Here is a 14,366-nt window from a genome sequence, read left to right on the forward strand (position 1 = left end):
GAGAAAAAGCTGCCCCACAGCCCGCGCAGCGCCATCGGCACCACGGGCACCGGCGTGCGGCGGATGATCTGCTGCACACCGCCCTTGAACGGGTTGATGTCGCCGGTAGCCGTGATCTTGCCTTCGGGGAAGATGCAGACGAGGTCGCCGTCCTCAAGTGCGGCGGCCACGGCGTCGTAGGCGCGCTCGAGCATCCTGGGGTCCTCGTGCGCCGGTGCGATGGGAATCGCCTTGGCCTGCCGGAAGAACCACGACAGCAGCGGCACCTTGAAGATCCGGTGATCCATCACAAAGCGCACCGGGCGCGGGCTGGCCGCCATCAGCACCACGGCGTCGGCAAAGCTCACGTGGTTGCAGACCAGCACGGCGGGGCCGTGCTCGGGAATCCGGTCGGCGTTGATCCGGCGCAGCCGGTAGATGGTGTGGACCAGAATCCAGGCGATGAAGCGCAGCAGGAACTCGGGCACCAGCGTATAGATATAGATGGCCACCACGGCATTGAGCAGCCCCACCACCAGGAACAGCTGCGGGATGCTGTAGCCGGCCAGCGCCATGCCCACGCCGAGCAGCGACGCGGCGATCATGAAGAAGCTGTTCAGGATGTTGTTCGCCGCGATGATCCGCGCCCGGTGCGTAGGCAAGCAGCGGCTCTGGATCAGCGCATACAGGGGCACGCTATAGAAGCCGCCGAACATGGCCAGCAGGAACAGGTCCACCAGCACGCGCCAATGGCGCGTATCGTCCAGGAAACCGCCGATGCCGCTCAGCGTGGCGCCGGCCGACTGGCCGTTACTGGCCAGGTACAGGTCCACGGCGAACACGGTCATGCCGATGGAGCCGAACGGCACGAGGCCGATCTCCACGGTGCGGCCGGACAGCCGCTCGCACAGCAGGGAGCCGATGCCGATGCCGATCGAGAACATCGCCAGCAGCAGCGTAACCACGTTCTGGTCTCCGCCGAGCACGTCCCGGGCGAAGCTGAAAAAGGCGGTCAGGAAGGTGGCGCCGAGGAACCAGAGCCAGGAAATGCCGAGCAGGCTCAGGAATACCGTGCGCCGCTCGCGCGCGAGCATCAGGTTGCGCCACGTCTCGGTCAGCGGGTTCCAGTTGATGCGCAGGTCCGGCTGGGGCGGCGGCGAAACCGGCACGCCCTGCGACACCACCCGCCCCGCTACGGCGATCACCACGCAGGCGATGCCCACGTAGAGCGGCCCCACCACGGCGCCGCCGCGCATCACGCCGGCCAACTCCCCGCCGATCAGCGTGCCGATCAGGATGGCGACGAAGGTACCCATCTCCACCAGTCCGTTGCCGCCCACCAGTTCCTGCTGGTCCAGGTGCTGCGGCAGGTACGCGAACTTCACCGGGCCGAACAGCGTGGAATGCAGGCCCATCAGGAATGTACCGAAGTACAACAGCGGCGCGCTGTGCCAGGCAAAGCCGGCCAGCCCCAGCACCATGATGGCGATCTCGAGCGACTTCACGAGCCGGATCAGCCGCGATTTCTCGATCTTGTCGGCAATCTGGCCGCTGGTGGCGGAAAACAGGACGAAGGGTGCGATAAAGATGGCCGAGATCAGGAACGCCGCGCTGCGCGCATCGACGCCGTCGAACAGGGCCGTGTGATAGGTCACCAGCGAGGTGAAGGCGACCTTGAAGACATTGTCGTTCATGGCCCCGAGAAACTGGGTCCAGAAGAACGGCGCGAAACGGCGTTCGCGCAACAGGCGAAACTGACTGTGCTGGCTTGGCTGGCTGTGTTGGCTCATGCAGACGGAAGCGGGCGGAGGCCGCTCGGCGGACTTCATGGACCCCGGACCCGCCGGGGCATCAGTTCGCCGCCATCATGCCAACAGTCTGGAGTGCAGGCAATAAAACTTCTGTTAAATCGCCGCCGGGCCCGCCAGCCCGGGCCAGACCGCGTTCAGTCGGTCTTTTCCTCGGGCCAGTCGCGGATATAGGCCTTGAGCATGCGGTTCTCGAAGCCCTGCTCCTCCACCACCGCCTTGGCCACGTCGTAGAACGAGATCACGCCCATCAGCGTGCGGTTGTCGAGCACCGGCAGGTAGCGGGTGTGGCGCTCCAGCATCATGCGGCGCACCTCGTTGACGTCCGTTTCCGGCGTGCAGGTCAGCGGCGCGTCGTCCATGACCTTGCGGATGCTGTGCGTGCCGAGCGTGCCGTGGTTGGCCGCCAGCGTCTCGATCAGCTCCCGGAACGTCAGCATGCCGACCAGATCGCCATATTCCATGACCACCAGCGAGCCAATGTCGTGCTCGGCCATGGTGTTGATGGCCACCAGCAGGGACGCATCCGGCGTGACGGTGTAGAGCGTATTGCCCTTGATCTGCAGGATGTCGCTGACTTTCATGGTGGTGTCTCCGCTGCCCGGTGTCGAGGCTGGTTCTGGTCTGTGGCCAGAGTTGGCCGATGCGGCGATCCTACCCAAACCGCCGTCTCTCGTAAAGGCGGCAAGTCTCAGCCAGTCTCAATGCGTTTTCAGAATCCTCCCCATTGCCAGGGCGGCGCACGGTGCTACGATGCCGGACGGAGACAACCTGCCGCCTACAACAGCCACTACAAGCGAACTCACCATGTCCGGTACCCGATTCGACACGCTGGCCCTGCACGCCGGCGCCGCCCCGGACCCCACCACCGGGGCCCGCGCCACACCGATCCACCTGACCACCTCCTTCGTGTTCCGGGACAGCGAGCATGCCGCGTCGCTGTTCAATATGGAACGCGCCGGGCACGTGTATTCCCGCATCAGCAACCCCACGGTGGCGGTGTTCGAGGAGCGCGTGGCGGCCCTGGAGAACGGCGCCGGGGCCATCGCCACGGCATCCGGCCAGGCCGCGCTGCACCTGGCCGTGGCCACGCTGATGGGGGCCGGCTCCCATATCGTGGCATCCACGGCGCTCTATGGCGGCTCGCACAATCTGTTGCACTACACGCTGCGCCGCTTCGGCATCGAGACCACCTTCGTCAATCCGCGCGACATGGACGCCTGGCGCGCCGCCATCCGCCCCGAGACGCGGCTGCTGTTCGGCGAGACGCTGGGCAATCCGGGCCTCGACGTGCTCGACATCGAAACCGTGGCGCAGATCGGCCAGGACCACAAGATCCCGCTGCTGGTCGACTCCACGTTCACCACGCCCTACCTGCTGCGCCCGTTCGACCATGGCGCCGGCTTGCTGTACCACTCGGCCACCAAGTTCCTGGGCGGGCATGGCACGACGATCGGCGGCGTGCTGTCCGAGGGCGGCACGTTCGATTTCGAGGCTTCGGGGCGTTTTCCCGAGCTGTCGGAGCCCTATCCGGGCTTCCACAACATGGTGTTTACCGAGGAAAGCACCGTGGCGCCGTTCCTGCTGCGCGCCCGGCGCGAGGGCCTGCGCGACTTCGGCGCCTGCATGAACCCGATGGCGGCGTGGCAGCTGCTCCAGGGCATCGAGACGCTGCCGCTGCGCATGAGCCGGCACGTGGACAACACCCGCCGCGTGGTGCAGTTCCTGGCCGGGCACGCGATGGTCGAGTCGGTGGCCTACCCGGAACTGGAATCCCACCCCGACCACGCGCTGGCCAAGCGGCTGCTGCCGCGCGGTTGCGGGGCGGTGTTCAGCTTCAACCTCAAGGCGAACCGCGCGGCCGGGCAGCGCTTTATCGAGAGCCTGTCGCTGTTCTCGCACCTTGCCAACGTCGGGGATGCGCGCTCGCTGGTAATCCATCCCGCCTCCACGACCCACTTCCGCATGGATGCCGGCGCCCTGCGCGCGGCCGGCATCGGCGAGGGCACGATCCGGCTGTCGATCGGACTCGAGGACCCGGATGACCTGATCGACGACCTGAAGCGCGGCCTGAAGGCCGCCGAGAAAGCCATGGGAGGAAAAGCCTGATGGAACTGACCGTCTCGGGCCATCCGGCCTATGCCTACACCGGCGGCAAGCCGTTCGATCCCGCCCTGCCCTGCGCCGTGTTCGTGCACGGCGCGCAGAACGACCACAGCGTCTGGGGGCTCCAGACGCGCTGGTTCGCCAGCCATGGCTTTGGCGTGCTGGCGGTAGACCTGCCCGGCCACAACCGCAGTCAGGGCGCCCCGCTGACCCGCGTGGAAGACATGGCCGACTGGGTCATGGCGCTGGTGGCGGCAGCCGGCGTCAAGGCGCCGGCCCTGGTCTTCGGCCACAGCATGGGATCACTGATCGCCCTGGAGTGCGCCGCACGTCACCCGGAAGCCGTCCGCGCCATCGGGCTGCTGGCCACGGCCTATCCGATGAAGGTGTCCGATGCCCTGCTCGACGCCGCGCTCCACCGCGAGGACGAGGCCATCGCCATGGTCAACCAGTGGTCGATCTCGAGCCTCGCCAGCAAGCCGTCGTCGCCCGGGCCCGGCGCCTGGATGCATGGCGGCAGCCAGCGGCTGATGGAGCGCGTGGCGGCGCGCAACCCGGGCGTGCACGTGTTCCACACCGATTTTTCGGCCTGCAACGGCTACGCGCATGGCGAGGAAGCGGCTGCCGCCGTGACCTGCCCGGCGGTATTCGTGATGGGGTCGAAGGACATGATGACGTCGCCGAAGGCTGCCCAGGCGCTGGCCGGCCGGATGCGCAGCGCCACCGTGGTCACAGTGCCAAGCGGTCACGCGATGATGGGCGAGAAGCCGGACGAGGTGCTCGATACGCTGGCCGCCTTCGCGCGCAAGGTTGTGGCGAGCACCTAGACTGGAACCATAACAACACCGATGCCGGAGACGACCATGGCGCAAACCCACAGCCGCGAATTCGAGAGCTTTGCCGCGTTCTATCCGTATTACCTGAACGAGCACCGGGACCGTACCTGCCGCCGCCTCCATTTCGTGGGGTCGACGGTGGCGCTGGCCTGTCTGGTGGCGCTGGTGGTCACCGGCAACGCGTGGTGGCTGCTGGGTGCCGTGGTGTCCGGCTATGCGTTTGCCTGGGTGGGCCACTTCGGGTTCGAGAAGAACCGGCCCGCCACGTTCCGGCACCCGTTCTACAGCCTGATGGGCGACTGGGTCATGTACGCGGACATCCTGCGCGGTCGGATTCCGTTCTAGCTGGAATCCGACCTAGCAGCTGGCTCAGACCTGCCCGTGCCAGCCGGGCGGCACCACCTCGAGCGTGCGGCGCTGCGGGCCGCCCCCCTCCTCTCCGGTATCGCCAGTGCCGCCACTGGCCTCCGCCGCCTCGTTGGCGGCTGGCGTCAGCAACTGCTGGCGGAACACGGCTTCGAGCGGTTGGTCCAGTTGGGGGTTGTCGAGCATCGAACGGAGCAGGTCCACGCCTTGCAACTGGTGCGCCAGCGCCGTGCGCGGCAGGCGCGCGAGGTTCAGCACAAGGCGGTCGTACAGCGTGCGCAGCGTCACCTGGGATGGGTCGCAAAGCATCGCCCAGTGCGCCTGCCCGCGGTCTTGCTGGAGCTTGCCCACGAGGTGCAGGGTCTTGAGCTTGCCGAGCAGGCTGGCCAGGTAGTCGGCCTCCATCCGCAGCTTGCGCCCCATGTCGAGTTCGCCCACGCTGCGCGGCACTTCGTCGCGGGCGCGGTAGAGCAGCAGCAGGATGCCCAGCGCGTCGAAGAACTCGCTGCCGGCGAAGGTGCGGCGGCGCCAGTGGCCTTCCCGGATCACGGGCAGGTTGGCGGCGATGGTCGCCCCGAGCAGCGTGACCAGCCAGCTCACGTACATCCACAGCAGGAACAGCGGCAGGACCGCGAAGGTGCCGTAGACCGCCGTGTAGGTCGGAATATGGGTGATGAAGTAGCCGAACACGCGCTTGGCCACCTCGAAGGCCACGGCGGCCACCACACCGGCCACGATGGCATCGCGCCAGTCCACATAGGCGTACGGCACGGCCATATAGAGGAAGGCGAAGGCCAGCGCCGAGAGCATCACCGGCACGGTGCTGACCATCAGCCCCATGCCCATCGGCATGGAGCCGACGTAGCCCATCGACACCGAAATCAGGTAGGAGCTGACCGAGAGGCTGGCGCCGATCAGCACCGGGCCCAGCGTCAGCACGGCCCAGAACACCAGCACCCGTTGCGCCAGCGGCCGGCGCCGCTTGACGCGCCAGATAGCGTTCAGCGCATCCTCCACGGTCAGCATCGTCAGCACCGACGTCACCATCAGGCCAGCCAGGCCCAGCGCGGTCAGCCCGCGCGCGCTCTTGGAGAACTGGCCGAGGTAGCGCGAGACCGAATCGCTGACATTGCCGCCCGGAATCAGGTTCTGGAACAGGAAGGTCTCGATCTGGCCCCGGAAGTCCCGGAACACCGGAAACGCGGCCAGCAGCGCGAACGCCACGGTCAGCACCGGCACCACGGCCAGCACGGTGGTGAAGGTCAGGCTGGCGGACACCTGGGGCAGGCGGTCCTCGCCGGCGCGGCGCAAGGCGTAGCGCGCGAGCGCGCGCACCTTCTGCAAATTCCACTCCCTGCGCAGGCGGGCGATACGTGCGGCGGTCATGCGGGGGCTAGCTCCTGAGTCTTATAGCGGGGCACAACTATAATACGCGCATTGTTTCGCGGTGCCGGTCCGGGCCGCCCCCTCCCGATCCACGACTGAGCACCGACTCCGCGATACCTTGGCCGCCCTCCCCATCCTGGTCCTGTACTACAGCCGTCACGGCAGCACCCGCAAACTCGCCGACCTGATCGCCACCGGCATCGACAGCGTGCCCGGCGCTCATGCCCGGCTGCGCACCGTGCCGCCGGTGTCCACCGTCTGCGAGGCCACCGCGCCCGACATCCCGCCCGAAGGCGCCCCGTACGCCGAGCTGCGCGACCTCGAGGAATGCGCCGGGCTGGCACTGGGCAGCCCCACGCGGTTCGGCAATATGGCCGCGCCGATGAAATATTTCCTCGATGGCACCGTGGCCCAGTGGCTGTCCGGCGCACTGTCCGGCAAGCCCGCCTGTGTATTCACCGCCACCGGCAGCTTGCACGGCGGCCAGGAAACCACGTTGTTGTCGATGATGCTGCCGCTGTTCCACCATGGCATGCTGGTCATGGGCCTGCCCTATTCGGAGCCCGGCCTGATGACCACCACGGCCGGCGGCACCCCCTACGGCCCGAGCCACCATGCTTTTGTGGACAACCACGGCCCGGTCACCGACCAGGAAGCCGCGCTGGCCACGGCCATGGGCCGGCGGCTGGCCGAGACGGCGCTGAAGCTGGCCGGAGGGTCACGATGACCGCGCCGCGCAACGGCAGCCAGGGTGACGGCGACCTCCACAGCCCGGCGCTCTGGCGCGTCAGCGTAGCCAGCCTGCTGGCGCTGGTGGCGCTGTGCATCGCCTGGGAGTGGTTCCTCGCCCCGCTGCGCCCCGGCGGCTCGTGGCTGATCCTCAAGTTCGTCTTCCTGCTCCCGGTGCTGCGCGGCGTGCTGGCGCGCAACCGGTACACGATGCAGTGGTCGTCGATGCTGATCCTGCTCTATTTCACCGAAGGCATCGTGCGCGCCACCAGCGACCGCGCGCCGTCGTCGCTGCTGGCCTGGGCCGAAGTCGCCCTGACGCTGGTGTTCTTCTTCAGCACCATCCTCTATCTGCGCCCGTACAAGCGTCGCGCGCGGGCACGGCAGCAAGCCATCCAGCCCCCCTCCCCCTCCCCCGACACCCGACCATGACCGCTCCGCACCTGGATTCGTTCCTCGACCTCTGCCGCGCCGCAGTCGGCCCGCAACACGTGCTGACCGAGGCCGCCGACAAGGCCCCTTATCTGACCGACTGGCGCCAGCGCTACACCGGCGACGCCGTGGCCGTGCTGCGCCCCGGCAGCACCGAGGAAGTGGCCGCGCTGGTCCACGCCTGCCACGCCCACAAGCTGGCCGTGGTGCCGCAGGGCGGCAACACCGGCCTGTGCGGCGGCGCCACGCCCGAGGCTGGCCCGGCGGCAGCCGCTGGCGTGGTGGTGCTGTCGCTGCAACGGATGAACCGGGTGCGCCATGTGGACCCGCTCAACAACACGATTACCGTCGAAGCCGGCGTGATCCTCCAGCAGTTGCAGGACGTGGCGCGCGAGCATGGCCGCCTGTTCCCGCTGAGCCTGGCGGCCGAGGGCAGCTGCACGATTGGGGGCAACCTGTCTACCAACGCGGGCGGCACGGCGGTGCTGCGCTACGGCAACACGCGCGAACTGTGCCTGGGGCTGGAGGTGGTAACGGCCAAGGGCGAAGTCTGGGAGGGCCTGCGCGGCCTGCGCAAGGACAACACCGGCTACGACCTGCGCGACCTGTTTATCGGCGCTGAAGGCACGCTCGGCATCATCACGGCGGCGGTCATGAAGCTGTACCCGCTGCCCCGCGCGCGCGCGACGGCGCTGGCGGCTGTGCAGAGCCCGCGCGCCGCGCTGGCGCTGCTGGCCATCGCCCAGTCCCACGCCAGCGCCATGCTCACCGGCTTCGAGCTGATGTCCGCGATGTGCATGGACCTCGTGCGCAAGCACTACCCGCAACTGCGCTACCCCTTCACGGAGGCCCATCCGCAACTGGTGCTGCTGGAGCTGTCCGACAGCGAGGGCGAGGAACACGCCCGGGCGATCTTCGAGACGATGATGGAAGCGGCCTTCGAGGCCGGCGTGGTCACGGACGCCGTGGTGGCCGAGTCCGTGCAGCAGTCGCGCGATTTCTGGAACCTGCGCGAGCACATCCCGATGGCGCAGGTCGAGGAAGGCAAGAACATCAAGCACGACATTGCCGTGCCGGTCTCGCGCGTGGCGGACTTCATCGAGACCACGGACGCGCTGGTGCAGGACGCCTTCCCGGGCGCCCGCATGGTCACCTTCGGGCATCTGGGCGACGGCAACCTGCACTACAACGTGTCGCCGCCGGTGGGGGTGGATCACGAGCAGTTCCTGATCCATCAGGACGCCATCAACCTGATCGTCCACAACAGCGTGCAGTCGCACAATGGGTCGATCTCGGCCGAGCATGGCCTGGGCCAGCTCAAGCGCGAGGAGAACCGGCGCTACAAGAGCGAGGTGGAACTGGGGATGATGCGCGCCATCAAGCAGGCGCTGGACCCGCAGGGGCTAATGAATCCGGGGAAGGTGCTCTGACCGGCCCGCGTCTTCATCGTCATCGGAATCCTCTGGATCCTCTAACGAATCCAGATCGGGCAGCGCGCCGGGGGTCTCGAACAGCTCGTCGCACAGCGCGCGACCCTCGGCGGTCAGCTGGGCGGTGCCCCGGCCTGACTCGTCGATCTCGGCTTCAGCCAGGTCCGCCTCGGCCAGTTGCGTCAGCACGCGCCGCAGCACGCTCATCTGCACTGATGCGCGCTTGCTGAGGCGGGCCAGCGAGAGCGGCCCGCCACCGGGCTCCCGGGCCGCCTGCCACAGGGCAGCCAGGATGCCGGCCAGTACCGGATCGAGCGTGTCCTCATCGGCATCGGCGCCGTCGTTCCCGGTATCTTCTTCTTGGTTCATGCGCTTGTCTCCTTGTCTGGCGCCGCTTCTGCGAGCGACGTCACCAGTTTGCCCAGCGTCACCACGGCCGCTTCCACCTCGGCCGACCATGCGCTGCTGTAGTTTAGGCGGATGTAATGCGTGTACGTGGGCACGGGCGAGAAGATGTGCCCCGGCGCCACGGTAATCCGCCGCTCCAGTGCCGCGTGGTACAGCGCCATGGCGTCCACGCCCTCGGGCAACTCCACCCAGAGCACATAGCCGCCGGCCGGCCGCGACACCCGCGTGCCGGCCGGGAAGAAGCGCCGCACCGCCGCCGCCATGATATTGGCCTGCTGCGCATAGGTCTTGCGCACGCGCCGCAGGTGGTAGTCGTAGCCGTCGTTCTTCAGGAATTCGGCGATGGCTAGCTGGGGAATCGCCGGCGTGGTCAGCGTGTTCAGGAACTTGAGCCGCTCCACCTGATCCCGGTAGCGCCCCGGCAGCGCCCAGCCGATGCGGTAGGCGTTGGTCAGCGTCTTGGAGAACGACGAGCAGTGCAGCACGATGCCGGCCTTGTCGTAGGTCTTCAGCGAGGTGGGATGCGCATCGCCGTAATACAGCTCGCCATAGACATCGTTCTCGATGACCGGAATGTCGCGCTCGGTTAGCAATTTGACGAGTGCCTGCTTGCGTTCGTCCGACATCTGGAAGCCGAGCGGATTCTGGAAATTCGGCATGACCATGCAGGCAGCCACGGGCCGCTCGTCGAACAGGCGGGCCAGCGCCTGCACGTCGATGCCTTCCACGGGGTCCGTCGCGACCTCCACGGCGCGCATGCCCAGCCGTTCGATGGCGTGCAGCATCGCATAGTAAGTCGGCGATTCCACGGCGATGGTGTCGCCCGGCTTGGCCACCGCCTGCAGGCACAGGTTGATGGCCTCGGTGGCGCCAATCGTCACGATCACCTCGTTCGGGTCCACCGCCTGGCCGTTTTCCAGGTAGCGCCGCGTGATCTGGCGGATCAACTGGGGCGAGCCGGGCGGCAGGTCGTCCAGCAGGCTCCACGACTCGTAGCGCTTGCCGATGGCGTTGGCGTACTGGATGATCCGCTGCCACGGGAACAGCTTGGCGTCGGGATAGGGGGAGCCGAGCGGGATGGCGTCATCGGCGCGGATCGAGCGCAGCGTGGACAGCACCAGCGCGCTCACGTCCACCGGCGACGGGCGGGCCGCCGGGCGGGTCGGCTGGAGGTCGATGGCCGGCTCGCCGGGCCGGGCGCGCACGAAGTAGCCGGACTGCGGCCGGCTCTCCAGCATGCCGCGCGACTCCAGCAGCAGATAGGCCCGGATGACCGTGGTAATGCTCAGGCGATGATGCTGGGCGGCCTGCCGGACCGACGGAATCTTCTCGCCGGGCAGCAGCACGCCTTGCTGCACCAGCGCCTCGATCTCGGCCGCGAGCTTTTCATACAGGGTCACACCGCCAACCTTTCGCCACGTCAGGGTTCATCGGAACGCTGGCGGGGGTGGGGGCTGCCCTATTCGGTCACCTGGGCCGCCGCTGCCAGCGGCTCAGATCGTAATACGGATTGGGATTGTCCGGGCGGCGACGTGTACTCGACGAAGCCGTCCTGCCGGCAAAAGCTCAGCAGCCGCAGCCCGGCCTGCTCGGCGATGCGGATGGCGAGCGAGGTGGGCGCCGAGATCGTCGCCAGCATCTGGATATGCATGCGCGCGGCCTTGCGCACCAGCTCGTAGCTGGCGCGGCTGGACAGGAACACGAAGCCCTCGTCCATCACCACGCGGCGCCGGGCCAGGTGGCCGATCAGCTTGTCCATGGCGTTGTGCCGCCCCACATCCTCGAAAGCGTGGAGCACCTCGCCATCGGGCCCGCACCAGGCGGCGGCATGCACGCCGCCGGTGGTGCGCATCAGCATCTGGTGGGCCGGCAGGCCGGCGGCGGCGCGCTGGATCACCTCGCGCGACGGCACGATGCGGTGGCGCGGTACCGGCATCGGCACGGGCTGGAGGTCAAGCAGTTGCAGGCTTTCCACGCCACACACGCCACAGCCAGTGCGGCCGGCCAGCGAGCGGCGGCGGTCCTTCAGCGCCATGAACGCGCGCTGGCTGATTTCGATGCGGACCTCGATGCCGCTTATGCCATCCAGGTCATCGGTCCCGCAAGCCGGCTGCACCTCGACATCGTAGATCTCCTTGATGCTGTCCACGATGCCTTCGGTCAGCGAGAAGCCGACCGCGAACACTTCCAGGTCCAGCGGCGTGGCCATCATCACGGCATGCGAGATGCCGTTGTATACCAGCGCCACCGGCACTTCCTCGGCCACATAGTCCAGGTCGACCGTGCGGGCGTCGCCCTTGTGACGGGCGACCTGCCGCTGGGCGTAGCCCAGTTCCCCTTCGCTCATGCCGCCGCTTGCGCCGACGTTTGCACCGAGGCGGCCCGGGCCAGCAGCACCGGGATCGACTTCGACGTCGGCGTGCCCGAGCGGTCGCCGATACTTTCCAGCGGCACCAGCGGATTGGTTTCCGGGTAGTAAGCGCCCAGGCAGCCGGTCGGGATGTCGTAGTCCACCAGCAGGAAGTCCTTGGCATGACGCGTCACGCCGTCCTCCCAGACACTGGTGATATCCACGCGCTCGCCCTCGGCAAACCCCAGCCGCGCGCGGTCCGCCGCGTTGATGAACACCACCCGGCGCAGGCCGAACACGCCGCGATAGCGGTCATCCAGCCCGTAGATCGTGGTGTTGTACTGGTCGTGCGAGCGGGTGGTCATCATCACCAGCAGGTCGTCGCCGTAGCGGGCGCGGGCGCGCTGGATCGGGGTGTCCTTGTCGATCGCATGGACCAGGAACTGGGCCTTGCCGGACGCGGTGCGCCACACGCGGTTGCGCGAGGCCGGCGTCAGGTGGAAGCCGCCCGGCTGCGCCACGCGTTCGTTATAGCGCTCGAAGCCCGGGATGACCTTTTCGATGGCATCGCGGATGCGCGCGTAGTCCTGCGCGTACCAGTGCCAGTCCACCTTCTCCGAACCCAGCGTGGCGGCGGCCATGCCGGCCACGATGGCAGTCTCGGACAGCAGCTCCGGCGAGGCCGGCTTGTTCATGCCGTAGGAGATATGGACCATGCAGACCGAATCCTCGACGGTCACGCCCTGCGCCACGCCGTTCTGGAGGTCGATCTCGGTGCGGCCGATGGTCGGCAGCAGCAGCGCGTCCTTGCCGATCACGAGGTGGCTGCGGTTCAGCTTGGTCGCGATGTTCACGGTCAGGTCGCACTGGCGCAGCGCTTCCCAGGTGCGCGGGGTGTCTGGCGTGGCGATCGAGAAATTGCCGCCCAGGCCGATGAACACCTTGACCTTGCCGGCCAGCATCGCGTTGATGGCGGCCACCACGTCCTGGCCGTGCGCGCGCGGCGGCTCGAAGTCGAACGCGGCGCCCAGGCGATCCAGGAAGGCGTCGTCCGGCTGTTCCTCGATACCCATCGTGCGGTCGCCCTGCACGTTCGAATGCCCGCGCACCGGCATCAGCCCGGCGCCGGGGCGGCCGATATTGCCGCGCAGCATCATCACGTTGGACAGCAACTGGATCGTGCTGACCGAATTCTTGTGCTGCGTAATGCCCATGCCCCAGCAAGCGATGGTGCGCTCGCTCTTGACGTAGACGTCCGCCAGCGCGTCGATGTCCTCACGCGTGACGCCCGATTCGGCCACGATGTCGGCCCACGATTCGGCGCGCAGGTCGGCCGCGAAGGCCTCGAAGCCGGCGGTGTGCTCGGCCAGGAAGTCCACGTCCACCACGCGCTTGCTGCCCGTGGCGATGGCTTCGTCATCGAGTTCGATCACGCGCTTGCCGAGGCCCTTGATCAGCGCGAAGTCGCCGGCCAGCTTGGGGCGGACGAACATCGACGCAATCTTGGTGCTCTGCCCCGTCACCATCTCGGAGACGTGCTGCGGGCTCGTAAAACGCTGAAGTCCGCGCTCCTTGAGCGGGTTGATCGACACGATGGCCGCGCCCCGCTTGGCGCAGTCGCGCAGCTCGTTCAGCATGCGCGGGTGGTTCGTCGCCGGATTCTGTCCAAAGACGAGGACGGCGTCGGTGAGCTGGAAGTCGTCGAGCAGCACCGTGGCCTTGCCCACGCCCACCGTTACCGGCAGGCCACGGCTGGTGGCCTCGTGGCACATGTTCGAGCAATCGGGGAAGTTGTTGGTGCCGACCATCCGCACGAACAACTGGAACAGGAACGCTGCCTCGTTGCTGGCGCGGCCCGAGGTGTAGAACGTGGCGGCGTCGGGGTTGTCCAGCTTGTTCAGATGCTGGGCGACCAGCGCGAACGCGTCCTGCCAGGCCACCGGCTGGTATTTGTCGGTGGCGGCGTCGTAGACCATCGGGTGGGTCAGGCGGCCGTGCTGTTCGAGTTCGAAGTCGGACTGGGCCATCAGCGCCGTCACGGTGTGATCGGCAAAGAACTCGGGCGTGACGCGCTTGCTGGTGGCCTCGGCGGCCACGGCCTTGACGCCGTTTTCGCAGAATTCGAAGGTCGAGGCATGCTGGCGGTCAGGCCAGGCGCAGCCGGGACAGTCGAAGCCGTCCGGCTGGTTCTGCTTGAACAGGGTCTTGTACTTGCCGCCGCCAACCTTCTCTTTGATCAGGTTGACTGCGACTTGCTTCAGGGCGCCCCAGCCGGCGGCCGGGTGCGTGTAGGGGGCAACATGCCCCTTCTCTGGGGTAGGGGTACTCATCGGGGGGCGACTCGCAATCAAGTGCTCGGAGCGCGGCCCGGTTATCCGTGATGTCGGCGCATCCGCAGCGATTGATGCAGACTAGGCGCGATTGATGAGTGGAGGGACGTACAGAACACCTGCGGGCGGAAGAGTACAGTTTGCGTCATCGCGGTGCAACAATCGAAAACTGTACTTAGGTGTGAGCGGACGCTAACCCGCTATGT

General features: G+C 67.4%; 13 protein-coding genes. 6 read left to right on the forward strand and 7 right to left on the reverse strand.

The window, feature by feature from the left end; genetic code table 11:
- Both AB4Z27_RS01285 and AB4Z27_RS01290 read right to left on the reverse strand, forming a co-directional pair.
- Window positions 1-1,769: MFS transporter (locus AB4Z27_RS01285; RefSeq protein ID WP_441643806.1), on the reverse strand; the 1,769-nt coding region annotated here is incomplete at its 3' end.
- A gap of 155 nt (window positions 1,770-1,924) precedes the next feature.
- Entirely contained in the window at window positions 1,925-2,371 is a 447-nt protein-coding gene (locus AB4Z27_RS01290; protein WP_092292758.1) for a CBS domain-containing protein, read from the reverse strand.
- A gap of 223 nt (window positions 2,372-2,594) precedes the next feature.
- On the opposite strand from AB4Z27_RS01290, the gene AB4Z27_RS01295 reads away from it, so the two are divergent.
- Genes AB4Z27_RS01295 through AB4Z27_RS01305 form a run of 3 tightly spaced genes read left to right on the forward strand, consistent with a single transcriptional unit; the run spans window position 2,595 to window position 5,074 of the window.
- Window positions 2,595-3,896: an O-acetylhomoserine aminocarboxypropyltransferase gene (locus AB4Z27_RS01295; protein WP_441643807.1), complete on the forward strand. Its 1,302-nt coding sequence runs from the start codon at window positions 2,595-2,597 to the stop codon at window positions 3,894-3,896.
- On the forward strand, window positions 3,896-4,720 hold the full coding sequence (locus tag AB4Z27_RS01300) for an alpha/beta fold hydrolase (protein ID WP_441643808.1): 825 nt from the start codon (window positions 3,896-3,898) through the stop codon (window positions 4,718-4,720). Before AB4Z27_RS01295 ends, AB4Z27_RS01300 begins: the two co-directional genes overlap by 1 nt.
- Before the next feature lie 36 nt (window positions 4,721-4,756).
- Window positions 4,757-5,074 (forward strand): Mpo1-like protein, encoded by a 318-nt coding sequence (locus AB4Z27_RS01305; RefSeq protein ID WP_092292752.1) that lies wholly within the window; start codon window positions 4,757-4,759, stop codon window positions 5,072-5,074.
- Between the two features lie 24 nt (window positions 5,075-5,098).
- On the opposite strand, the gene AB4Z27_RS01310 is transcribed toward AB4Z27_RS01305, so the two are convergent.
- Window positions 5,099-6,481 (reverse strand): YihY family inner membrane protein, encoded by a 1,383-nt coding sequence (locus tag AB4Z27_RS01310; RefSeq protein WP_092292750.1) that lies wholly within the window; start codon window positions 6,479-6,481, stop codon window positions 5,099-5,101.
- 118 nt (window positions 6,482-6,599) lie between these two features.
- Between AB4Z27_RS01310 and wrbA the strand changes: the two genes are divergently transcribed.
- From wrbA to AB4Z27_RS01325, 3 genes are read left to right on the forward strand one after another with little or no spacing between them, the layout of a single operon-like run.
- The gene (wrbA, locus tag AB4Z27_RS01315) at window positions 6,600-7,208 is read left to right on the forward strand and encodes an NAD(P)H:quinone oxidoreductase (RefSeq protein WP_255370744.1); all 609 of its coding nucleotides are present in this window, start codon (window positions 6,600-6,602) and stop codon (window positions 7,206-7,208) included.
- Window positions 7,205-7,642: a DUF2069 domain-containing protein gene (locus tag AB4Z27_RS01320; RefSeq protein ID WP_441592133.1), complete on the forward strand. Its 438-nt coding sequence runs from the start codon at window positions 7,205-7,207 to the stop codon at window positions 7,640-7,642. The genes wrbA and AB4Z27_RS01320 overlap by 4 nt, the downstream gene beginning before the upstream one ends.
- Entirely contained in the window at window positions 7,639-9,072 is a 1,434-nt protein-coding gene (locus AB4Z27_RS01325; RefSeq protein WP_441643809.1) for an FAD-binding oxidoreductase, read from the forward strand. Before AB4Z27_RS01320 ends, AB4Z27_RS01325 begins: the two co-directional genes overlap by 4 nt.
- Here AB4Z27_RS01325 and AB4Z27_RS01330 read toward each other — a convergent pair.
- Genes AB4Z27_RS01330 through AB4Z27_RS01345 form a run of 4 tightly spaced genes read right to left on the reverse strand, consistent with a single transcriptional unit; the run spans window position 9,046 to window position 14,160 of the window.
- Window positions 9,046-9,441 carry a hypothetical protein gene (locus AB4Z27_RS01330; RefSeq protein WP_092292744.1) on the reverse strand — a complete coding sequence of 132 codons (396 nt, stop codon included), beginning with the start codon at window positions 9,439-9,441 and terminating at the stop codon, window positions 9,046-9,048. The two genes, AB4Z27_RS01325 and AB4Z27_RS01330, sit on opposite strands and share 27 nt — an antisense overlap.
- Window positions 9,438-10,880: an aminotransferase-like domain-containing protein gene (locus AB4Z27_RS01335; RefSeq protein ID WP_092292742.1), complete on the reverse strand. Its 1,443-nt coding sequence runs from the start codon at window positions 10,878-10,880 to the stop codon at window positions 9,438-9,440. The genes AB4Z27_RS01330 and AB4Z27_RS01335 overlap by 4 nt, the downstream gene beginning before the upstream one ends.
- A 59-nt stretch (window positions 10,881-10,939) precedes the next feature.
- Entirely contained in the window at window positions 10,940-11,827 is an 888-nt protein-coding gene (fdhD, locus tag AB4Z27_RS01340) for a formate dehydrogenase accessory sulfurtransferase FdhD (RefSeq protein ID WP_092292740.1), read from the reverse strand.
- Window positions 11,824-14,160: an FdhF/YdeP family oxidoreductase gene (locus AB4Z27_RS01345; protein WP_441643810.1), complete on the reverse strand. Its 2,337-nt coding sequence runs from the start codon at window positions 14,158-14,160 to the stop codon at window positions 11,824-11,826. Before AB4Z27_RS01345 ends, fdhD begins: the two co-directional genes overlap by 4 nt.
- Between the last annotated feature and the right edge of the window lie 206 nt (window positions 14,161-14,366).

The sequence above is a fragment of the Cupriavidus sp. KB_39 genome (assembly GCF_052114485.1).
Taxonomy (GTDB): domain Bacteria; phylum Pseudomonadota; class Gammaproteobacteria; order Burkholderiales; family Burkholderiaceae; genus Cupriavidus.